Below are 19,186 nucleotides of genomic sequence, written 5' to 3'. Positions count from 1 at the left end.
AGAAACGCAGGAAACAGCCTGGCAATCAAAGGATGCGCCGTGCGCACCGGTCGCCGGGCTCCTCCCACCGACCATCCTCACCACTCATCGTAGATTTCGAGACAAAGAACGGCGGCGACGAGAATGCGGCTGCGCGCACTGCTGGACACCGACGCGCTGGGCCTGCGGCTGCTCGGCGGCGAGGACGAGCTGGACCGCACCGTGCGCGGTGTGATGACCACCGACCTCAGGGATCCCAGCCGCTACCTCTCGGGCGGGGAACTGGTCCTCACGGGTCTGGCCTGGCGCCGCGACGCCGACGACTCCGAGGCGTTCGTACGGATCCTGGCGCAGGCCGGGGTGGTCGCGCTGGCCGCCGGCGAGGCGGAGCTCGGGGACATCCCGGACGACCTGGTGGTGGCCTGCGCCCGGCACCGCCTGCCGCTGTTCGCGGTGCACGAGTCGGTGGCGTTCGCGACGATCACCGAGCACGTCGTACGGCAGGTCTCCGGGGAGCGCGCCGGGGACCTCGCGGCGGTCGTGGACCGGCACCGGCGGATGATGACCTCCGGTCCGGCGGGCGGCGGCCCGGACGTGGTCCTCGACCTGCTCGGCTCCGACCTGGACCTGCGGGCCTGGGTGCTGTCCCCCACCGGTCGGCTGATCGCGGGCCCGAAGGTCGCCGGACCCGGGCTGCCCGCCGAGACCTGCGCCGGGCTGGCCGCCGGGCATCTCGCCGCCGCCCGCACGGGCCGGCGCGGACCGCACCGGGTGACGCTCGGTGCCGCCACCTACAGCCTCTTCCCGATCCGCAGCTCGGGGCACCGGGCGGCGGCCGGGGGCGGGCGCTCCGCGCAGGCCTCCCGGGATGTGCGCGAGACGGTCCTGTCGGACTGGCTGCTGGCCGTCGAGGCGGACGCCGGGGACTGGCCCGCGGAACGGCTGGACCTGCTCCAGGGCGTCACCCAGCTGATCTCGGTCGAGCGGGACCGCCGGGACGCGGCGCGCACGGTGCGCAGACGGCTGGCGCAGGAGGTCCTGGAGCTGGTGCAGACGGGTGCCGCGCCCGCCGAGATCGCCGCCCGGCTGCGGGTGGCCGCCCCGGTGCTGCTGCCCGGACTGGGGGCCGCCCCGCACTGGCAGGTGGTGGTGGCCCGGGTCGAGTGGGAGGGCGGCGACATCGAGGCGGGGCCGGTCGCCCAGTCGCTCCTGGAGGAGATCCTCGTCGACCCGCTCGCCACGGGCCCGGAGCCCTCCGACCGCATCGCCGTGGCCCACACGGGCGACGAGGCGATCGCCCTCGTACCGCTGCCGGCCGTCTCCACGGAGCACGACGGCTCGGAGTCCGGCATCCACGCGGATGCGCTCCTGGAGTCCGTACGGGACCCGCTGTCGGCCGGTCTGGACGGCGACGGGCAGGTCACGCTGGGCGTCAGCGCGGCCGTGCACTCGGCGGAGGGGCTGCGCGGGGCGCTGGAGGAGGCGCGGCACGCCCGGCGGGTGGCGGCGGCGCGGCCCGGGCGGGTGTGCGCGGCGGGCCACCAGGAGCTGGCCTCGCACGTCCTGCTGCTGCCGTTCGTCCCGGACGACGTGCGGCGCGCGTTCACCGCGCGACTGCTGGATCCGCTGCGGGACTACGACCGCCGGCACCGCGCCGAGCTGATCCCCACCCTGGAGGCGTTCCTCGACTGCGACGGCTCCTGGACGCGCTGCGCGACCCGGCTGCACCTGCACGTCAACACGCTGCGCTACCGGGTCGGGCGGATCGAGCAGTTGACGAGCCGTGACCTGTCGCGACTGGAGGACAAGCTGGATTTCTTCCTGGCGTTGCGCATGAGCTGAGGTCACCCGGGCATGCCACCGGAGTGGCACCAAGTGCCGTCGCTGTCCCACGACTTTGTGAAATCCTTCACCCACCCCCTTGGCCGGGCGCCGCGATTCGTGCTGAGATGCCGCCACCACTCATAGCTCGATGGCGTGCTCGGGGAGGGCAACGTGGCGCATACCGCCATGTCTGGTAACGGAACGACCGCCGGTGACGATCCCCTCCAGACCGCGGTATGGCGGCTGCGCTCACGCGCCTGCTGGGCCGACGCGGCGGCCCTGCTCGAGCCCCGCACCGCGGACGCGGCGCTGCAGCGGGCCGCGCTGCTGGTCGAACGGTGTCTGTACACCGAACAGGGCTGGGAGGACGCCGAGGACGCGCTGCGTACGGCCGAGGCGCTGGCCCACACCGACGACGAGCGGGGCGCGGCGGCTTGTGAACGCGGGTACTTGGCGTACGCCGCGACGCTGCTGGGGGTCCGGGACCGGGCCGACGAGGCGCGCGCCGCGCTCGGGCGGACGGCGGCGCTGATCCCTCCGGGGGCGGCGGGGCGGGCCCTGCTGGACTTCCGGCGGGGGCTGGTGGCGCAGAACCTCGCCGACGCGCCCCAGGCGGCGCGGGCCGCGTTCCGGCGCGCCCATGCGGGGGCGACCGCGCACGGCGATCTCCTGCTGCTGTCCTTCACCTGGCGGCATCTGGCGGGACTCGCGCTGCGGGAGGGGGAGTTGGCGGAGGCGCGGCACGGGTTCGCCGAGTCGCTGCGGATCCGTGAGGAGCTGGGGTATCTCGTCGGTACGGCGCCGGCGCTGGCGTCCCTCGCGGATGCGGAGGCGGAGCCCGAGGCCTCGCGGCTGCGGGAGGAGGCGCGGCGGTTGTTCCAGTTGCTCGGGGGTGTGCCGACATGGCTGGCGCGGCAGCTGTCGCCGCCTGCGGCGGGGGCGGCCACGGCGTGAGAGCCCGCTGAGAGGAACCTGAGAGGTTGTTGTGCCAGGGTGGCGCGCCCAACCCCCTTGGAGGAGCGCCCGATGAGCCTCGTCAACGGCTTGCCCGCACATGTCCTGCTGGTCCATTTCGTCGTGGTACTCGTACCGCTGACGGCCCTGGCCCTGGTCGTGTGCGCCGTGTGGCCGCCGGCCGCCCGCCGCCTGGGCCTGGTGCTGCCGGCGCTGGCCCTGGTCACCCTGGCGAGCGTGCCGCTGACCACGGGGGCCGGGGAGTGGCTGGAGAAGCACGTGGGCAGCAGCGCCCTGGTACGGCGGCACGCGGAACTCGGCGACGGGCTGCTCCCCTGGGCGTTGGGCCTGTTCGTGCTGGCGGCGGCGGTGTGGTGGACGACCCGCCGGTCACCGTCGCAGCAGGACGGCACCCGTTCCGGCTCGGTCATCCGGATCGCCGCCGCCGCACTGTCCGTCGCGGTGGCCGCGGGCGCAGTCGTCGACGTCTACCGCATCGGCGACTCCGGCGCGAAGGCAGCCTGGCAGGACGGCTACTCGAAGACGGCGACCGGATCGGCCGAGGGGAACGGCTGACCCCGGTCGGCGCCCTGACGGGACGTGCGGGGGTTCCAGTCGGCGGGAACCCCCGCACGGCCCATGAGCGCCACAGCCCTCGGAGCGTTCCCCCGCGCAGCCCCCGCATGAGCCTGCGCCCCGCCAAGCAGAGCGTGCAGCTGTCCGTCCTTTCCGACGCGACGGACCGCGTCGGCCGGGGCTGCGCCACTCTCCACCGTCCGGCGTTCGAGCACGAGGCCGTCGAGGCCCCCCAAGCACCAGCCCGCGCACCACAGCCAGCCCCACCCCGATCAGCGACCACCGGCTTCCCTCGGCCCCACGGCAGGACACCCCAGCGGTCCGACCAGTGGGGACTCCGCACGGATCATGCGTCCCGCACCGCTCAGGACGCTCCCGCGAAGTGTTCCGCCACCAGTGCCCGCACCACGTCGAGGTCCCGCGCGATCAGTGCGTCCAGCAGGGTGGTGTGTTCGGTCGCGTCCGCCAGGAGTGCGGCGTGGCCGCGGGAGGACGGGCTGCCGACCAGGGGCCACTGGGCCCGGCGGTGGAGGTCGTCGGCGATCTGGACCAGTTGTTCGTTGCCGGCCAGGGCGAACACGGCGCGGTGGAAGGTCCGGTCGGACTCGGCGTAGGTCGCGCGGCAGCCGGAGGCCGCGGCGCGGAGGGTCGCCTCGGCGAGGGGGCGCAGTGCGGTCCAGCGCTCGGCGGGCACCGTGCGGGCCAGACGGAGCATCACGGGGATCTCGATCAGTGCGCGGACCTCGGCCAGCTCGGCCAGTTCACGGGCACCCCGCTCGACCACCCGGAAGCCACGGTTGGGGACGACCTCGACGGCGCCCTCCAACGCCAACTGCTGCATGGCCTCGCGCACCGGCGTCGCGGAGACCCCGAACCGCTCCCCCAGTGCGGGCGCCGAGTACACCTCGCCCGGCGTCAGCTCGCCCGCGACCAGCGCGGTGCGCAGCGCGTCGAGGATCTGCCCGCGCACGGAGGCCCGCTGGACCAGGCGGGGCCGGGGAATGGGCGGTTCACTGTGCGTGTGCTCGCCCCGCGTGGCCCCCGCCTCGACGCCCCGCTCCCGGTCCACGTCCTGGGCCCTGGGCTGCGGCGGCACCCGGGGCACCCCACCGGTCCGGGTCTCACGAACCCCCGTGTCGGCGGAGCCGTGGGTGCTCTGCTGCACGGGTCCTCCTCCGGACGTGTCGGTACTTGGGGTCATTACGGCGGGTTGTTACTCGCCCGTCAAGCACCTTAGGCGCAGTTGTCACCAGTTCAAATCCCATTCAGTTTAGGTAAGGATAGCCTTACCTTGTTGGCCGTCATGTATCCGTCATGGATCGGTGGCCCTTCCATGCCTGCGCCCCACCCGGCACTCAGCGCCGCCCACGCCCGCCTGAACAGGGCCTTCCCCGGCCGGCCATCATGGAGACGGGCGTCGACGAGCAGATCCCGAAGGACGGCGGACGGGTCTTCGCCGCCTCGCTCGCGGAGGGCGGCGTCGATCTCGACACATTTCTGGCACAGGACGACGCACAGGTGCTGGGCGACTACCGAGTGGGCGCACAGCCCGAGGTCGTCGCGAGCTTCGGGCTGCACCGGTACGCAGGGCCCGCCTGTCCGCTGATCACCGTGCCGTGGTTCCTGCTGCGCCGGGTGCCCCGCCTGCCCGTGGGGAACGTCTCGTACGACCGGACCGCCCCCGGGCTCTCCCTCGGGGCCGTACGCCGGGTCTGCGGCCTTCCGGGCACTCGTCGGCCCGGCCGGTAAGTCCCCGCCCACCCGGGACCGGGTGAGTTGCCGCATGTTCCACACCGCGCGTCCCGAGGACACCTGTGCCACCTGTCCGCGCACCTGCGACGCGGACCGGGCCGGCAAGCTGTCGGCTGCCGCCGCGAATTGAGGCACCCTCAGGCGCAGCGGCCGCCGGCCGTCCCGTAAGATCAGCGCGAACAAGGCGCCCGCCCGGTTACAGGCAATTCACAACTTCCTCACTTGCCGCAGGAACTTTCCGTGGAACCATCCGTACGGGTAGTCTTATTCGAACTCAACTCCCGCCCCTCAAGCGGCAGTTCGAGCAGAACGCCGCCCTGGGCATCCCCTTGCACTTCCTTGGCGGCCTCTTGCCCCGAAACCCCCTGAGGGCCGGTGGGATTGGGCCACTATGGCGGGCGTTACGCCCTATCCCAATGCAAGGGACCCCAGATGAGACTGACCGACATATCGCTGGACTGGTTGCTTCCGGGCGCCGTACTGCTCCTGGGCATGCTGGCGGCGGTGGCGGTGCTCGCGCGCAGCAAGCGCTCCGGGGAGCACGCGAAGGACGACTCGTGGGAGCGCAGCGAGGAGCGCCGCCGGCGCAAGGAGGCCATATATGGCACCGCCTCCTATGTCCTGCTGTTCTGCTGTGCGGCGGTCGCCGCCGCCCTCTCCTTCCACGGCCTGGTCGGCTTCGGCCAGCAGAACCTCGGCCTGACCAACGGCTGGGAATACCTGGTGCCGTTCGGCCTGGACGGTGCGGCCATGTTCTGTTCCGTGCTCGCGGTGCGCGAGGCCAGCCACGGTGACGCGGCCCTCGGCTCCCGGATACTCGTGTGGACGTTCGCGGGCGCCGCGGCCTGGTTCAACTGGGTGCACGCGCCCCGGGGCATCGGCCACGACGGTGCGCCCCAGTTCTTCTCCGGCATGTCCCTGTCTGCGGCCGTCCTCTTCGACCGCGCCCTGAAGCAGACCCGCCGGGCCGCGCTGCGCGAGCAGGGCCTGGTGCCGCGCCCGCTGCCGCAGATCCGTATCGTCCGCTGGCTGCGGGCCCCCCGCGAGACCTACAAGGCCTGGTCGCTGATGCTCCTGGAGGGCGTGCGCAGCCTGGACGAGGCGGTCGACGAGGTGCGCGAGGACAAGCGCCAGAAGGAGGAGAACCGGCTGCGCCGCCGCGAGGCGGACCGCCTGGAGCGCGCCCAGCTCAAGGCCATCAGCCGGGGTCACCGCGGGTTCATCGGCCGCGGCGGCGGACGCCAGGTGGAGCCCCAGGCCCTGGAGCGAGCCTCCGCTTCGGTCTCCGCGGAGCCTGCCATATCCAGCGCGGAACCGCTGCCCGTACGCTCACGCCCGTCCCTGCAGCCCGTCCGCAAGGCCGGCTCTGAACCGGTGACCGTCGACCTCACCGCGGAGGACGACACCATGGCCCTGCCGCGCCTCGACTCCCTGGAGCGCAAGCTCAAGGACCTCGAGCAGCAGTTCGGCTAGAACGGCCTGCACGGGAAGGGGGCGTGACCCGAAGGTCACGCCCCCTTCCCGTGTCATGCCGCTCCGGCGTCGAGTTCGAACCACACCGCCTTCCCCACCCCGTGCGCCCGTACCCCCCACGTGTCCGCGAGGGACTGCACCAGGACCAGGCCTCTGCCGTGCGTACCGTCGTCGGCGTTCGGTACGCGCAGTCTGGGCCTGCGGCCCACGAAGTCCCTCACCTCCACCCGCAGTCCACGGGGCCCGAGGGTGGCGGTCAGCACCGCGTCGTGGTCGGTGTGGATGAGCGCGTTGGTGACGAGTTCGCTGGTGAGCAGCTCCGCTATCTCCGAGCGACCGGGCCTGCCCCACTGCCGTAGCAGCTCGCGCAGCGCCCGGCGTGCCTCGGGCACCGCCTTCAGGTCCGCCCGGCCCAGTCTCTGCCGCAGCTTCCGTATCTGGGACGGCTGCGCCTGGTCCGCGTCGCCGTCGGTCCTTTCCTCCGTCTTCTCCGAGAAGGCCCCGATCGCCATGGGACCGCCTCCTCGTGCCTGCCTCTTCATGACCCCCGCCCGCGTGCCGATATCGGTCCCCTCCTTGTCGAACACGTTCACGGGATCCATGCCCCACTGGGCACGCGGCAGTCATGTCCATCCTCGGGCGGCCGGTGTTCGGCCACGGATGCCGCAGTTCCGGCCGGACGGAGGGACCCTTTGGAGCGGGGCGCCACAGAGCCGTCCGAGCGCCGAGGGAGCCGCCGCGCACGACGACCGAACGCTGGTGGAGGCGCGCGCCTGGAGCGCGCAACTACGAGACCCTCACGACCGGAACGGCCTGGGGGAAAAACCCTGGTCGACGAGTTGGTTCCGGTTGACGGGCCGGGTCCCCGAGGAGTTGCCGGGCGCCGCGTGGAGGCGGTCCTCGCCCCCGGGTTCACCGGCGAAGGAGGAGGCCGCCGATCCGGCCGTGCTGCACGGCTTTGCACCTACGCACCTGGGGGACGTCCTGACCGCCGGTGATCGGCTCATCTGCCGATTCCGCTCTGCCGACCTCGCCGTACTCGACGAACCGTTGTGGCAGTTGGTGCTGGACGTCGAGGTGCTTTCGGAACTGATGCACCAACTGCCGGACCGCGCTCACCGTCCCGCCGCACATCTGGGAGCGGATCAAGAAGGCGGTGGCGGACGGCAACTGGGCTCCCGCCGGGTCGATGCGATGGAGGCGGACGCCAACATGCCCGGCGGTGAGGCGCCGGCACGGCAGATCCTGCACGGAAAGCGGTTCTTCGCCGAAGAACTGGGCGTTGAGACGGAGGAGATCTGGCTGCCGGACTCCTTCGGCTACACCGCGGCCTTCCCGCAGCTCGCAAAACTGGCCGGAATCCGATGGTTCCTCCCCCGCGCGGAACGCGCCGAGAAGGGGCACGCCACGCGCTCGCTGGTGCCGTTCGGCTGGGACGACGGGGGCGGCGGCCCGACCCGCGAAATGCTACGAGTCCCGGCGGACGGGGGCGGGCCACGCTGGCGCCCGGGTTCCCGGTGGGCCGGGCCGAGGTGACGGACCTGCTGGAACGGCCGCAACACGAAAGCGACTTGAGCTTCGCGCTGCAGCCGTTCCAGATCCTCACGGTGCGGCTGCGACCGGAGTGACTACTTGGCCGTTGCACCCTTCTCGCCGATGTGGAAGATCTTGCGGCTGTCGCGGGCCATGTCCACCACCAGCTTGGTGGATGTGTTCCGGCTCCATGTGAGGGTGACAACGGCCTCCGTGCGGTTCGCGGTGCTGCCGTTGTCGGTGACCTTCCAGGCAAGGGGGACGTTCTGGGCGCGCAGGACGCCGTCGGCGTGCTCCCGGTCCTCCCATGCCGCCAGTTCCTTCTGGAAGGCAGGGGTCAGGTAGTGGGCGCGCAGCGCGTCCCCGAGGTTGCCGCTGTCCTCGTCGGTCACCGCGTCGATGTAGGCACCGTAGAAGTCGGCGATCCGGCTGATGTCGTCGGACGGCTTGCCGCTGACGCTGTGCGCGGCGCCGGCGGAGGCCTGGGCGGTGGCACCGAGGCCGAGGGCCACGGCGAGAAGGCCGGCGGTGAGGACGGTGCGGGTCTTGCTGCTCATGTTCGGTTCCCCGTTTCGAGTGGTTGGGTGTTCGAGCGGTCGAACTGTGCTGTGGGCCGCCCTCCCGACCCCCGAGGCGGGAGGGCGGCCCTGGTCCGCTTGGGCATGGGTGACCCGTGAGCGAGTGCATGGGTATCGGTCGTCGCCCGACGCCGGATGGTCGGTCCGGCCCTGGTCGGTGCGACACCAAGAGCATCGGCGGTGACGGCGGGCCGGCGCAACGGCAGACGCCCCATCCGCGACGGTGGAACCATCCCAGCCCACCTGACGTGCAGATACATGAGTGCCTGGGATACGGGATGCGGTGGACGACGGGGGAACATTGGAGACTCGGGACGACGTCGAGGCGTTCGCGACGCTGTTACGGCAACTGAAGGACCGCACGGACCGGAGCTACGGCTCCCTGGCCCGCCGCCTCAACATGAACACCTCCACGCTGCACCGGTACTGCGCGGGCGAGGCGGTACCGCAGGACTTCGCACCCGTGGAACGGCTGGCGGCCTTCTGCGAGGCGACACCCGAGGAGCGGCTCGAACTGCACCGGCTGTGGCTGCTCGCGGTGGCGGCACGGCAGCGGCCGCGGGCCGCGGGTGAGGGGGCCGGCGCAGAGCCGACAGAAGTCCTGGAGGCCCAGAGCCCTGGGGGACCGTCGCGCCCGGAGCAGCCGGTGCGCCCGCCGGCCCCTCCCTGGTTCCGACGCCGACGAACCCTCCTCGGGACCGCCGTGACGACCGTACTGCTCCTCACGTTCGGCAGCCTCTCCGCCCTGTCGGCCGACCGCTCGCCGGGCGATGCGGGCAAGGCCCCCGGACAGTCCCGTACCACCGAACCCCCCGCGTCCCACCGCCCCTCGGCCACGGCGGCCAGCTCCTCCCCCACCGGGTCCTCGGCCTCACCGTCGGCAGGCGCAGCGGCTTCGGCCGACCCCACCTCGAAGGACGGGGCGACGGCCGGCGGGAAGAGCGGAGCGCCCGCCTTCACCGGGGTGCCCCTCGCCTGGAGCGCCGACTCGCAGGTCTGGGACGGGGGTTGCGCGCACGACTACGTCATCGGCAAACAGCCCGACCAGGTGCCCCCGCCGCCGGTGCCCCAGGACGCCGCGGCCTGGGCGGCCACGCAGGGGGCGGTGCACGGGCGGCAGACGATGGTGCAGATCTCGGTGCAGGGCAAGTCGTCCACAGCCGTCGTGCTGAACGCCCTACGGGTCCGCGTCGTCGGCCGCGGCACCCCGCTCAAGGGCACCACGTACGACATGGCGCAGGGCTGCGGCGGCGGCCTCGGCCCGCGCTACTTCGACGTGAACCTCGACATCAACCGCCCCATCGCCCGCGCGGTCTCGGGCGCCGACGACCGAGGAGACCCCGCCCCCGCCGTGCAGTTCCCCTACCGCGTCTCCGCTCAGGACCCGGAGGTTCTGCTGGTCACCGCGACGACCCAGACGTACGACTGCTCCTGGTACCTCGAACTCGACTGGTCCTCGCAGGGCCGCACCGGCACGGTCCGCATCGACGACCACGGCCGCCCCTTCCGCACCAGCAGCATCAAGGGCCTGCCCCGCTACTGGTACGGCACGAACGGCCACGGCGTACGGCAGTGGGTGCCGGTCGGCAGTTAGTCAAGGGCGGGGCACGTTCCGCAGGTTGGAGCGGGCCATCTGCAGCATGCGCCCGACCCCGCCGTCCAGCACGATCTTCGAGGCGGACAGGGCGAACCCGGTCACCATCTCGGCGCTGATCTTCGGCGGGATGGACAGGGCGTTCGGGTCGGTGACGATGTCGACGAGGGCCGGGCCCTTGTGGCTGAAGGCGTCCTTGAGGGCGCCGGCCAGGTCCTTGGGCTTCTCGACGCGGATACCGTGCGCACCGCAGGCCCGGGCGACGGCCGCGAAGTCGGGGTTCCTGTTCGCGGTGCCGTACGAGGGAAGTCCCGCGACCAGCATCTCCAACTCGACCATTCCCAGCGAGGAGTTGTTGAAGAGGACGACCTTCACGGGGAGGTCGTGCTGCACCAGGGTCAGGAAGTCGCCCATCAGCATGGAGAACCCGCCGTCCCCCGACATCGACACGACCTGCCTGTTCCGGTCGGTGAACTGGGCGCCGATCGCCATCGGCAGCGCGTTCGCCATCGAGCCGTGGGAGAAGGAACCGATGACGCGGCGGCGGCCGTTGGGTGAGATGTAGCGGGCGGCCCAGACGTTGCACATCCCGGTGTCGACCGTGAAGACCGTGTCGTCGTCGGCGAGTTCGTCGAGTACGGACGCCACATACTCGGGGTGGATGGGCACGTGCTTGTCGACCTTGCGCGTGTAGGCCTTCACCACTCCCTCCAGCGCGTCCGCGTGCTTCTTGAGCATCCGGTCGAGGAAGCGCCGGTTCTCCTTCGGAGCCACCCGCGGGATCAGACAGCGCAGCGTCTCCCGTACGTCGCCCCACACGGCCAGGTCGAGCTTGGAGCGACGGCCCAGGTGCTCGGGCCTGACGTCGATCTGAGCGATCTTGACGTCATCGGGCAGGAACGCGTTGTACGGGAAGTCGGTGCCGAGCAGGATCAGCAGATCGCACTCGTGGGTGGCCTCGTAGGCGGCGCCGTAGCCGAGCAGCCCGCTCATGCCGACGTCGTACGGGTTGTCGTACTGGATCCACTCCTTGCCCCGCAGGGCGTGCCCGACCGGTGACTTGATCTTCCCGGCGAACTCCATGACCTCGGCGTGCGCGCCCGCCGTGCCGCTGCCGCAGAACAGCGTGACCCTCTCCGCCTGGTCGATCATCTCGACGAGACGGTCGATCTCGGCGTCGCCGGGGCGGACGGTGGGCCGCGAGGTGACGAGCGCGGTCTCGGCAGCCCTCTCGGGGGCGGGCTGGTCGGCGATGTCACCGGGCAGGGTCACGACGCTGACACCGCTGCGGCCCACCGCGTTCTGGATGGCGGTCTGCAGCAGCCGCGGCATCTGCTTGGGGCTGGAGATGAGTTCGCTGTAGTGGCTGCACTCGCGGAACAGCTGGTCGGGATGGGTCTCCTGGAAATAGCCCAGGCCGATCTCGCTGGACGGGATGTGCGAGGCGAGGGCGAGAACGGGAGCCATCGAGCGGTGGGCGTCGTACAGGCCGTTGATGAGGTGGAGGTTGCCGGGGCCGCAGGATCCCGCGCACGCGGTCAGCGTCCCGGTGATCTGCGCCTCCGCACCGGCCGCGAAGGCGGCGGTCTCCTCGTGCCGCACGTGCACCCAGTCGATGGCGGCGTTGCGGCGCACCGCGTCCACGACCGGGTTGAGGCTGTCGCCGACGACGCCGTAAAGGCGCTTCACCCCGGCGCGGACGAGGATGTCGACGAACTGTTCGGCGACGTTCTGCTTGGCCATGGCGCACTCATGCCCTTCGGTCTCCGCGGATCCCTGTGGGTCCATGAATTCATACGCCGGGCCGTCACGCCTCCCAAACCGCGGCGGCCGTACGGTCGTCCGCGTACCCCTTGACCCTGACCTGGGTGTCGGCGAGGAACGCGGCGAGGCCCGGCGGGGTGGGCCCGGACCACCGGGTCGTCAGATACCGGCACAGATCGGGTTCGCCGCGCAACGGCTCCGCGAGGCCGCCGCTGCACATCAGGAGCGTGTCCCCCGGGCGGGCGACGGAGGCACGGAACCGGAAGGGCTCGCGAGGCGGCTCGGGGGCGGGTTCGTACGGGCTCGGCGGGGTCGGGATCCCCAGGTCCATGGTGAGCCGGTCGCCCTCGGGGGTCTCGGAGGGCAGCGAGCCGAAGCCGACGACGGGCTCGCCGGCGACCTCGCCGGCCCGCGGCTCGATGTCCTGCCAGTCGCCGTCCCGGAGTCGGAACAGTCCGCCGGCGCCCACCCCGAAGAAGACGCGCGTACGGCACTCGGGGTCGGCGGGCAGGAGCAGGCAGCGCAGGGTGGCCGCGTACTCCTCGGGCTCGATCCCCTGCTCGGAGGCGCTGGCGCGGAGTTTGCCGAGGCTGCGGTCGGTGAGGCGGTGCAGACCCGACTTGAGATCGCCGCGCCGGGCGGCCCTTATGTCCTCCGCGAGCCGGGCATGACTGCGGCCGACGGCCCGGCCGATCCAGTGGCAGGCCTCGGCGGCCGCCCGGTGCGCGCCGGGTGTGGCGCGGGCGCCGGTGGCCATCGCCACCAGCACCAGTGCGTGCTCTCCGGTGCCGAAACGGGCCGTGAGGAGGGAGTCGCGGCGCGGCTCGCCGCGGTAGCGGGCGGAGTCCCCGCGGACGGAGACGGCACGGAGGGTGCACGCGCCGTAGCGGGCGCCGTCCAGCACGGTGTCCGCGACCAGGTCGTCGAGGTCGTCGGGGTCTGCGGGCGGGAGGGCGGTGGGTTCGGCGTCGTAGGTGGGCGGGCCCGAGCCGACGTAGTCGAGGGAGGCCGGTAGGAGGGTGGGGAGGTCGAGGTGGGTGGCGGTACGGGCGGGCGCGGGGGCCGGCACCGGCGAGGCGGCGGCCTGCTGCGGGACGGGCTGCTCGTCGGCGGCGCGATGGCGGGCCGTGCGCGGGAGTGTGCCGTCGGCGGCCGGCGGCGGAGGGTTGTCCGCGGCATGGCGCGGGCGGTGCTCCGCGGCATCCGGGCCCGCCGGGGTGACGGCAGCGGCGGGCGAGCCGTCCCGGGCGGGGCCCGTGTCCGCCGCGCCACCCGGGCTGTTCGCCTCGGAGGGCATGCGCCACTCGGGCACCGTCGTGCCGGGTGTTTCCGTGGAGGTACGGCCACCGGGCGGGGGCGGGAGGTCCCAGGGCGCCCCCCGCCGGCCGAACCCCTCGTCCACGCCCTCCGCCCCGGCCTCGGCGCCCATGGCCCCGGCCACCGAGGCGAACCGGTCGTCCACGGTGTCGGGCGCGGCTGCGGGGCCCGTGTCCTCGGTGGATTCGTCGTACAGCTGCCCCCACCAGTCGTCCTCACCGGTGGGACTTCCCCCCTGCTGGCTCATGCCCCTAATTGTCCACCGCATGGGCGGTATGAAAACGGGGCATCAGGAAAAACCGGCACAGCACTCCGCATGAGGCGGGCATCGAGGGTGAGCCGTCGAACGGCGGTGCGGAAAGAGTGGCCGGTGTGACCCGGGGCCGGATCGCTGACCTGCGTCTCCTGCGTCCCTCCGGCACTCTGGTGAGATGGGAGTGTGGGACCTCCTGCTGGTCGGACTGGTCCTCCTGCTCGGCCTGTGCGGAGTGCTGGTGCCCGGGGTGCCCGGATCGTGGCTCGTGTGGGCCGCGGTCCTGTGGTGGGCGCTGAAGTCCACGGAGCCGGTGTCCTGGTGGATCCTGGTCGGCACGACCCTCGCGATGTTCCTCTCCCAGGTCGTGCGCTGGGCCCTGCCGCCCAGACGGCTGCGCGAGAGCGGCGCCACCCCCCGGATGTGGGTCTGCGCAGGGGCGGGCGCAGTGCTGGGCTTCTGCCTCGTCCCCGTGCTCGGCGCGATCCCCGGCTTCATCGGCGGCATCTACCTGTACGAACGCCTTCGCCTCGGCCGGCACGGCGAGGCGAAGGCGGCCCTGCGCACCGCGATGCGCTCGGGCGGCTCCAGCGTGCTGGCGGAGCTGTTCACCTGTCTGCTGATCGCGGGGGCGTGGCTGGGCGCGGTGATCTGGGGCTGACGTAGGGCCACGGGACTAGGCCGAGGATCCGATGTGCGGCGCGGGCCGGGCGTGCTTCGCTGCTCCCATGACCGAATTCAGCGAGGCGGAACGCGCGTATCTGAAGTCGCAGCGCCTGGGGCGGCTGGCCACCGTCGACCCGGACGGGCAGCCGCAGGCCAACCCGGTCGGCTTCTTCCCCCAGGACGACGGCACCATCCTGATCGGCGGCTACGCCCTGGGCCGCACCAAGAAGTGGCGCAACCTCCGGCGGAACCCCAAGGTCGCCCTGGTCGTCGACGACATCGTGAGCCTGCGCCCGTGGAAGGTACGGGGCGTCGACATCCGGGGCGAGGCCGAACTCCTCACCGGCCCCCACGAGTTGGGCCCGCACTTCAGCGAGGAGCTGATCCGTATCCACCCGCGCCGGATCCACAGCTGGGGCCTGGAGGACCAGCAGGACTAGAGGGCCGGCCCGGTCGCGGGAGGCTGCAGGACACCTTCCAGCGTCAGCAGCTGCACCTTCCGTTCGAGGCCGCCCGCATACCCGGTCAGCGAACCGTCCGCTCCGATCACCCGGTGGCAGGGCCGGACGATCAGCAGCGGATTGGCGCCGATCGCGCCGCCCACGGCCCGTACGGCAGCCCGTGGGGCCCCGATCCGTGCGGCGATCTCGCCATAGCTGGTGGTCACCCCGTAGGGAACGCTGTCGAGAGCGGCCCACACCCGCTCCCTGAACTCGCTCCCGGCGGTGCTGAACTCCAGCCGGAACTCCTTCAGTTCACCGGCGAAGTAGGCCGCCAACTGCTCCTCGGCAGCACGGAAGGCGGCGGGCTCGAGCCGCCAATCGGCCTGTACCTCAGGCCCCTTCTTCTGTCCGGGCACGGACACGGAGGTCAGAGCACCCTCCGGATCGGCGGTGAGGAGGAGGGGCCCGACGGGACTGTCGAAGCGGCTCCAGAGAACACTCATCAGGATCGGTCCCACTCTCTCGCTGTACGCAGGTGTTGCAGGGCATACGAGCGCCAGGGGCGCCAGCTGTCGGGAACGCCGGGGCCGGGCGGGGCGACGTCGGGATCGCCGAGCGCCCGGGTGCGGATCACGGCGACCGTACCGGCGTCCATGCCGGGCACGGCGAGCAGGGCGGCCTCGGCCTCGTCGCGGTCGACGCCCGGATCCAGGCGTACGGCGCCGTCGGCGAGGGCGGCGGTGAGCGCGCCCAGGGTGGCGTCCGGTTCGGCCGCCGCGAGGACGGCGGGCTCGGGAAACAGACGGGTGAGGCTGCCGCACGGCGCGTCCAGCGCCTTCCCGTACCGCTGTACGAGCCGCTCGGCCTCCGCCCGCCCCACCAGCGCGCGCACGGCCAGTTCCTCGGGGTCGGCGGCCCCCGGCGACCGCAGCCCGGGCCGGGCGGCGACCAGCGGCGCGAGCCGCGCGTCCCCGCCGAGCCGCTCGTCGACGGCGTACGGATCGGCGTCGAGATCGAAGAGCCGCCGCAGCCGCCCCACGGCGGTGGTCAGATCACGGGGATCGGTGAGATGCAGCCGGGCGTCCAGCCAGCCACCGGGATGGGCTCCGGACGCTGACCTCGCGGCCCCGGCCCGCTCGTCGACGGCGACGATGCCGCTACCGTGCGGTAGCCGCAGGGTACGCCGATAAGTCCGCCGCCCACGCGCCCCACTCACCTCCTCGACCCCAGCCACGGCCTCACCCGCGAGCAGATCGAAGACGGCACCGGCCTGGTACGGCCCCCGGTGCGCGAGACGCAGCGGAATCCCCGCGGTCGGGGTGGCCGCACGCCGACCGGCCCTGGGAGCGGCCGCCCGCAGCTCGCTCGGCGTGGACGCGTACACGTCCCGGATCGTGTCGTTGAACTGCCGGACACTGGCGAACCCGGACGCGAACGCGATCTCCGTGATCGGCAGCTCCGTCGTCTGCACCAGAACCCTGGCGGTGTGCGCCCGCTGGGCCCGGGCGAGAGCGACGGGCCCGGCCCCGAGCTCACCGGTGAGCTGCCGCTGCACCTGCCGCGCGCTGTACCCGAGCCGCGCGGCAAGCCCACTGACCCCCTCACGGTCCACGACCCCGTCCCCGATGAGCCGCATGGCCCGCCCCACCACATCCGCCCGCACATTCCACTCGGCCGACCCCGGCACGGCATCCGGCCGACACCGCCGGCAGGCCCGGAACCCCGAGCCCTGCGCGGCGGCGGCCGTCGCAAAGAACCGGACGTTACGCCGCTTCGGCGTCACCGCGGGGCAACTCGGCCGGCAGTAGATCCCGGTCGTCGCGACGGCGAAGAAAAACTCCCCGTCGAACCGGGCATCCCGGCTCCGAACGGCTTCGTACCTGCTGTCCTCGTCCATCACGCCTTCCAGTCTCCGCCGCACGGGACGACGGGGCTGGCGGAAATCGGACGTGGAGTACGCGATGGCTGGCGGCGGTGCCATCGGCGTGCATGCACAAGGCCAGGTCAGCTGATCTCAGCCCGTCCGGCGTTTGAGGACGAGGCCGTTCAGGCCGAAGCGGGGGCCTTGGGGCGGCAGCCCCCAGACGGCGCCCCCCACCCCCGGCGCCCTTACCGCCGCCCCCGCTTCAGCTCCATCGCCGCCCGCCCCGCGGACCCCCTCCGCTTCCACTCCCGCCGAAGCTCCGCACGGACCCTCGCATCGGTCTTGGCCACGATCCACTGGTTCTCCCGCATCAGCTTGCGGTAACTCTCCAGCCGCCGATGCGGCAACTCCCCGCTCTCGACAGCCTCCCGCACCGCACACCCCGGCTCCGCATCATGCGCGCAGTCGTGGAAGCGGCACCGCTCGGCCAGTTCCTCGATCTCGGAGAAGACCTGTCCGACCCCGCTCTCGGCGTCCCAGAGGCCGACGCCCCTGAGCCCCGGTGTGTCGATGAGGACACCCCCGCCGGGCAGGGCGAGCAGGTTGCGGGTGGTCGTCGTATGACGCCCCTTGCCGTCGACGTCCCGCGCGGCCTGCACCTCCATCACCTCCTCGCCCAGGAGCGCGTTGGCGAGGGTCGACTTCCCCGCACCGGACTGCCCGAGCAGCACGGACGTACCGCCGGAGACCAGGCCCACGAGAACGTCGAGCCCGTCCCCCTCCACGGCGCTGACCGTCAGCACGCTCACGCCCGGCGCGGACAGTTCGACGTCCTGGACGAGATGTGCACGCGTCACCGCGTCCGGCACCAGGTCGGCCTTGGTGAGCACGACCAGCGGCTGCGCGCCCGACTCCCAGGCGAGGGCCAGGAAGCGTTCGATGCGCCCGAGGTCGAGTTCGACGGCCAGGGACACGGCGACGATCGCGTGGTCGACGTTGGCGGCGAGGATCTGCCCCTCGGACCGCTTGGAGGAGGTGGAGCGCACGAAGGCGGTACGGCGCGGCAGATACGTCCGTACGTAGCGCGGGTTGCCACCGGGTTCGACGGCGACCCAGTCGCCGGTGCACACGACCCGCATCGGGTCGTGCGGGGTGACGAACGCGGTGTCGGCCCGCAGGACGCCGTCGGCGGTGACGACGTCGCACTGGCCGCGGTCGACCCGGATCACACGTCCGGGCAGGAGCCCCTCGGGCTCGTGGGGGGCGAACGCGTCCGCCCATGCCTCGTCCCAGCCGTAGGGGGCGAGCGCGGTGAAAACAGGGGAAGCCGAGCTGGAAGTCAAGGGTGACCCTTCACAAGGGTGGCCTCGGCGAAAGGAGTTGAGGTCAGCCGACGGCCACGGAGGTGGACTTGATGATCTGGATGCGGGCAGCGCTCGTCGCAAAGACAGCCATCGGTCAACACCTCCCGGTTCCACACTCGTTCGACAGCGGCGGCCACCGGCCACCGCTCCATGCACGCTCACCATAGAGCCGTACGCCCGCCGGGCGCCACGGAATATTCGGGGAGCCGCTCAACGCCCCCGTCCGGCGTAGGGCCCCGGCACCTCCCCCGATCCCCGCCTGATCAGTTCCGTCGGCATGACGAGGGTGCGGGGCGGTGAGGTGTCCCCGTGGATGCGGGCGAACAGGACGTGCGCGGCCGTGGTGGCGAGCGCGACGGGATCCTGGGCGATGACGGTGACGGGCGGTGTCAGCCGCTCGGCCAGCGGGAAGTCGTCGAAGGCGATGAAGGCGATCTGGGGCGGCAGGACCGTCAGCGCGCCGAAGGCGAGGTTCTCGTTGTCGGCGAGCAGGGCGGTGGGCGGCTCGGCGGAGGCGAGCAGGGCGTTGACGGCCTCGGCGGCGGACGGCGCCGAGCGCAGACCGTGGCGGACGAGCCCGGGGTCCGCCGTGATGCCCGCGCCCTGAAGTGCGGCCCGATAGCCCTGGTGGCGTTCGCCGTTGGTCCAGATGTCCGGCCGGCCCCCGAGGTAGCCGATACGGCGGTGGCCGTGCGCGATCAGGTGCCGTACGGCCTCCTCGACCGCGGCGCGGTTGTCCACCACCACGGTGTCGGCGTCCAGGCCGGGTGCGGCCCGGTCCACGCACACGATCTTGGTGCCCTGTGCCTGGGCCGGGCGCAGAAAACGGTGACTGCCCGCGGCCGGCGTGAGGATGAGCCCGTCGACGCGGCGCGCGGTGAAGGCGGCGACGACCTCGCGCTCGCGGCGCGGGTCGGCGCGGCTGGAGCCGATGAGCACCACGCTGCCGCGCCGACGGGCGACGTCCTCGGCGGCGGAGGCGACGGCGGCCATGAAGGGGTCGGCCACGTTGTCCACCAACAGGCCTATGGTCCGGCTGGGTTGGTCCGCGCGGCGCAGCTGGCGTGCCAACTCGTCGCGCTGGTAGCCCAGTTTGCGGACGGCTGCCTCGACTCTCGCGGCGGTCCGCGGTGCCACGCTCCCCGCGCCGTTGACCACACGGGACACCGTCATGGCACTGACGCCCGCCTCGGCGGCGACGTCCTTCATCGTGGGGCGGCCGACCACGCCGCAGTCCTCCTCGGCAGTCGGG

Annotated in this window: 17 protein-coding genes and 2 pseudogenes; 10 read left to right on the top strand and 9 right to left on the bottom strand. The window is 72.4% G+C overall.

All coding sequences use genetic code 11. The features are described 5' to 3' along the window. Nucleotides 1-123 precede the first annotated feature (123 nt). The 3 genes from ACWCRD_RS01045 to ACWCRD_RS01035 all read left to right on the top strand — a co-directional run bounded on the left by ACWCRD_RS01045 (nt 124) and on the right by ACWCRD_RS01035 (nt 3,333). Entirely contained in the window at nt 124-1,821 is a 1,698-nt protein-coding gene (locus ACWCRD_RS01045) for a PucR family transcriptional regulator (RefSeq protein ID WP_450963851.1), read from the top strand. 153 nt (nt 1,822-1,974) lie between these two features. Continuing rightward, the gene (locus ACWCRD_RS01040) at nt 1,975-2,757 is read left to right on the top strand and encodes a hypothetical protein (RefSeq protein ID WP_450963850.1); all 783 of its coding nucleotides are present in this window, start codon (nt 1,975-1,977) and stop codon (nt 2,755-2,757) included. A 72-nt stretch (nt 2,758-2,829) separates the two neighbouring features. Then, nucleotides 2,830-3,333 carry a DUF2231 domain-containing protein gene (locus ACWCRD_RS01035; RefSeq protein WP_450963849.1) on the top strand — a complete coding sequence of 168 codons (504 nt, stop codon included), beginning with the start codon at nt 2,830-2,832 and terminating at the stop codon, nt 3,331-3,333. A gap of 364 nt (nt 3,334-3,697) precedes the next feature. Here the strand turns inward: ACWCRD_RS01035 and ACWCRD_RS01030 are convergent, their stop codons facing one another. Next, nucleotides 3,698-4,534 (bottom strand): GntR family transcriptional regulator, encoded by an 837-nt coding sequence (locus ACWCRD_RS01030; protein ID WP_450963848.1) that lies wholly within the window; start codon nt 4,532-4,534, stop codon nt 3,698-3,700. 132 nt (nt 4,535-4,666) lie between these two features. On the opposite strand from ACWCRD_RS01030, the pseudogene ACWCRD_RS01025 reads away from it, so the two are divergent. Next, nucleotides 4,667-5,215 (top strand): annotated as a pseudogene (locus ACWCRD_RS01025) (hypothetical protein). 302 nt (nt 5,216-5,517) lie between these two features. Continuing rightward, nucleotides 5,518-6,558, top strand: coding sequence for a DUF2637 domain-containing protein (locus ACWCRD_RS01020; protein WP_450963847.1), 1,041 nt, complete (start codon nt 5,518-5,520; stop codon nt 6,556-6,558). A 53-nt stretch (nt 6,559-6,611) separates the two neighbouring features. On the opposite strand, the gene ACWCRD_RS01015 is transcribed toward ACWCRD_RS01020, so the two are convergent. Then, a complete protein-coding gene (locus ACWCRD_RS01015; RefSeq protein WP_450963846.1) occupies nt 6,612-7,070 on the bottom strand; it encodes an ATP-binding protein in 459 nt (152 codons plus the stop codon). A 113-nt stretch (nt 7,071-7,183) separates the two neighbouring features. Between ACWCRD_RS01015 and ACWCRD_RS01010 the strand changes: the two are divergent. Together ACWCRD_RS01010 and ACWCRD_RS01005 are read left to right on the top strand one after the other, a co-directional pair. Further along, nucleotides 7,184-8,028: pseudogene (locus tag ACWCRD_RS01010) on the top strand (glycoside hydrolase family 38 N-terminal domain-containing protein); the annotation flags it as partial. Beyond that, the gene (locus tag ACWCRD_RS01005) at nt 7,923-8,186 is read left to right on the top strand and encodes a glycosyl hydrolase-related protein (RefSeq protein WP_450963845.1); all 264 of its coding nucleotides are present in this window, start codon (nt 7,923-7,925) and stop codon (nt 8,184-8,186) included. The pseudogene ACWCRD_RS01010 and the gene ACWCRD_RS01005, both read left to right, overlap by 106 nt. On the opposite strand, the gene ACWCRD_RS01000 is transcribed toward ACWCRD_RS01005, so the two are convergent. Continuing rightward, on the bottom strand, nt 8,187-8,648 hold the full coding sequence (locus tag ACWCRD_RS01000) for a hypothetical protein (RefSeq protein ID WP_450963844.1): 462 nt from the start codon (nt 8,646-8,648) through the stop codon (nt 8,187-8,189). Between the two features lie 322 nt (nt 8,649-8,970). Between ACWCRD_RS01000 and ACWCRD_RS00995 the strand changes: the two genes are divergently transcribed. After that, nucleotides 8,971-10,263 carry a helix-turn-helix domain-containing protein gene (locus tag ACWCRD_RS00995; RefSeq protein ID WP_450963843.1) on the top strand — a complete coding sequence of 431 codons (1,293 nt, stop codon included), beginning with the start codon at nt 8,971-8,973 and terminating at the stop codon, nt 10,261-10,263. On the opposite strand, the gene ACWCRD_RS00990 is transcribed toward ACWCRD_RS00995, so the two are convergent. Together ACWCRD_RS00990 and ACWCRD_RS00985 are read right to left on the bottom strand one after the other, a co-directional pair. Further along, nucleotides 10,264-12,006: a pyruvate dehydrogenase gene (locus tag ACWCRD_RS00990; RefSeq protein WP_450963842.1), complete on the bottom strand. Its 1,743-nt coding sequence runs from the start codon at nt 12,004-12,006 to the stop codon at nt 10,264-10,266. A 64-nt stretch (nt 12,007-12,070) separates the two neighbouring features. Then, complete coding sequence (locus ACWCRD_RS00985) at nt 12,071-13,591, bottom strand: PP2C family serine/threonine-protein phosphatase (RefSeq protein ID WP_450963841.1); 1,521 nt, start codon at nt 13,589-13,591, stop codon at nt 12,071-12,073. A gap of 184 nt (nt 13,592-13,775) precedes the next feature. Here ACWCRD_RS00985 and ACWCRD_RS00980 point away from each other — a divergent pair, with 184 nt between their 5' ends. Both ACWCRD_RS00980 and ACWCRD_RS00975 read left to right on the top strand, forming a co-directional pair. After that, the gene (locus ACWCRD_RS00980; RefSeq protein WP_450963840.1) at nt 13,776-14,258 is read left to right on the top strand and encodes a DUF456 domain-containing protein; all 483 of its coding nucleotides are present in this window, start codon (nt 13,776-13,778) and stop codon (nt 14,256-14,258) included. Nucleotides 14,259-14,325: 67 nt separating this feature from the next. Then, nucleotides 14,326-14,703: a PPOX class F420-dependent oxidoreductase gene (locus ACWCRD_RS00975; protein WP_450963839.1), complete on the top strand. Its 378-nt coding sequence runs from the start codon at nt 14,326-14,328 to the stop codon at nt 14,701-14,703. On the opposite strand, the gene ACWCRD_RS00970 is transcribed toward ACWCRD_RS00975, so the two are convergent. The 4 genes from ACWCRD_RS00970 to ACWCRD_RS00955 all read right to left on the bottom strand — a co-directional run bounded on the left by ACWCRD_RS00970 (nt 14,700) and on the right by ACWCRD_RS00955 (nt 19,161). Then, complete coding sequence (locus ACWCRD_RS00970) at nt 14,700-15,209, bottom strand: methylated-DNA--[protein]-cysteine S-methyltransferase (RefSeq protein WP_450963838.1); 510 nt, start codon at nt 15,207-15,209, stop codon at nt 14,700-14,702. The two genes, ACWCRD_RS00975 and ACWCRD_RS00970, sit on opposite strands and share 4 nt — an antisense overlap. Next, on the bottom strand, nt 15,209-16,603 hold the full coding sequence (locus ACWCRD_RS00965) for a DNA-3-methyladenine glycosylase 2 family protein (protein WP_450964346.1): 1,395 nt from the start codon (nt 16,601-16,603) through the stop codon (nt 15,209-15,211). The genes ACWCRD_RS00970 and ACWCRD_RS00965 overlap by 1 nt, the downstream gene beginning before the upstream one ends. Nucleotides 16,604-16,815: 212 nt before the next feature. After that, a complete protein-coding gene (rsgA, locus tag ACWCRD_RS00960; protein WP_450963837.1) occupies nt 16,816-17,913 on the bottom strand; it encodes a ribosome small subunit-dependent GTPase A in 1,098 nt (365 codons plus the stop codon). A gap of 231 nt (nt 17,914-18,144) precedes the next feature. Next, nucleotides 18,145-19,161, bottom strand: coding sequence for a LacI family DNA-binding transcriptional regulator (locus ACWCRD_RS00955; protein ID WP_450963836.1), 1,017 nt, complete (start codon nt 19,159-19,161; stop codon nt 18,145-18,147). Between the last annotated feature and the right edge of the window lie 25 nt (nt 19,162-19,186).

The organism is Streptomyces sp. NPDC002092 (assembly GCF_053593775.1).
Note: the sequence above shows the minus strand (reverse complement) of the source record. Positions and strands in the feature narration are given on the sequence as shown.

Excerpts from the sequence above, each read along its gene's own strand:
- ACWCRD_RS01035 (WP_450963849.1), top strand. The coding sequence starts at position 2,830 with ATGAGCCTCGTCAACGGCTTGCCCGCACATGTCCTGCTGGTCCATTTC.
- ACWCRD_RS00980 (WP_450963840.1), top strand. The coding sequence starts at position 13,776 with ATGGGAGTGTGGGACCTCCTGCTGGTCGGACTGGTCCTCCTGCTCGGC.
- ACWCRD_RS00970 (WP_450963838.1), bottom strand. The coding sequence starts at position 15,209 with ATGAGTGTTCTCTGGAGCCGCTTCGACAGTCCCGTCGGGCCCCTCCTC.
- ACWCRD_RS01005 (WP_450963845.1), top strand. The coding sequence starts at position 7,923 with ATGGTTCCTCCCCCGCGCGGAACGCGCCGAGAAGGGGCACGCCACGCG.
- ACWCRD_RS00965 (WP_450964346.1), bottom strand. The coding sequence starts at position 16,603 with ATGGACGAGGACAGCAGGTACGAAGCCGTTCGGAGCCGGGATGCCCGG.
- ACWCRD_RS01020 (WP_450963847.1), top strand. The coding sequence starts at position 5,518 with ATGAGACTGACCGACATATCGCTGGACTGGTTGCTTCCGGGCGCCGTA.
- ACWCRD_RS01045 (WP_450963851.1), top strand. The coding sequence starts at position 124 with ATGCGGCTGCGCGCACTGCTGGACACCGACGCGCTGGGCCTGCGGCTG.
- ACWCRD_RS00990 (WP_450963842.1), bottom strand. The coding sequence starts at position 12,006 with ATGGCCAAGCAGAACGTCGCCGAACAGTTCGTCGACATCCTCGTCCGC.
- ACWCRD_RS00975 (WP_450963839.1), top strand. The coding sequence starts at position 14,326 with ATGACCGAATTCAGCGAGGCGGAACGCGCGTATCTGAAGTCGCAGCGC.
- ACWCRD_RS01000 (WP_450963844.1), bottom strand. The coding sequence starts at position 8,648 with ATGAGCAGCAAGACCCGCACCGTCCTCACCGCCGGCCTTCTCGCCGTG.
- ACWCRD_RS01030 (WP_450963848.1), bottom strand. The coding sequence starts at position 4,534 with ATGACCCCAAGTACCGACACGTCCGGAGGAGGACCCGTGCAGCAGAGC.
- ACWCRD_RS00985 (WP_450963841.1), bottom strand. The coding sequence starts at position 13,591 with ATGAGCCAGCAGGGGGGAAGTCCCACCGGTGAGGACGACTGGTGGGGG.
- ACWCRD_RS01015 (WP_450963846.1), bottom strand. The coding sequence starts at position 7,070 with ATGGCGATCGGGGCCTTCTCGGAGAAGACGGAGGAAAGGACCGACGGC.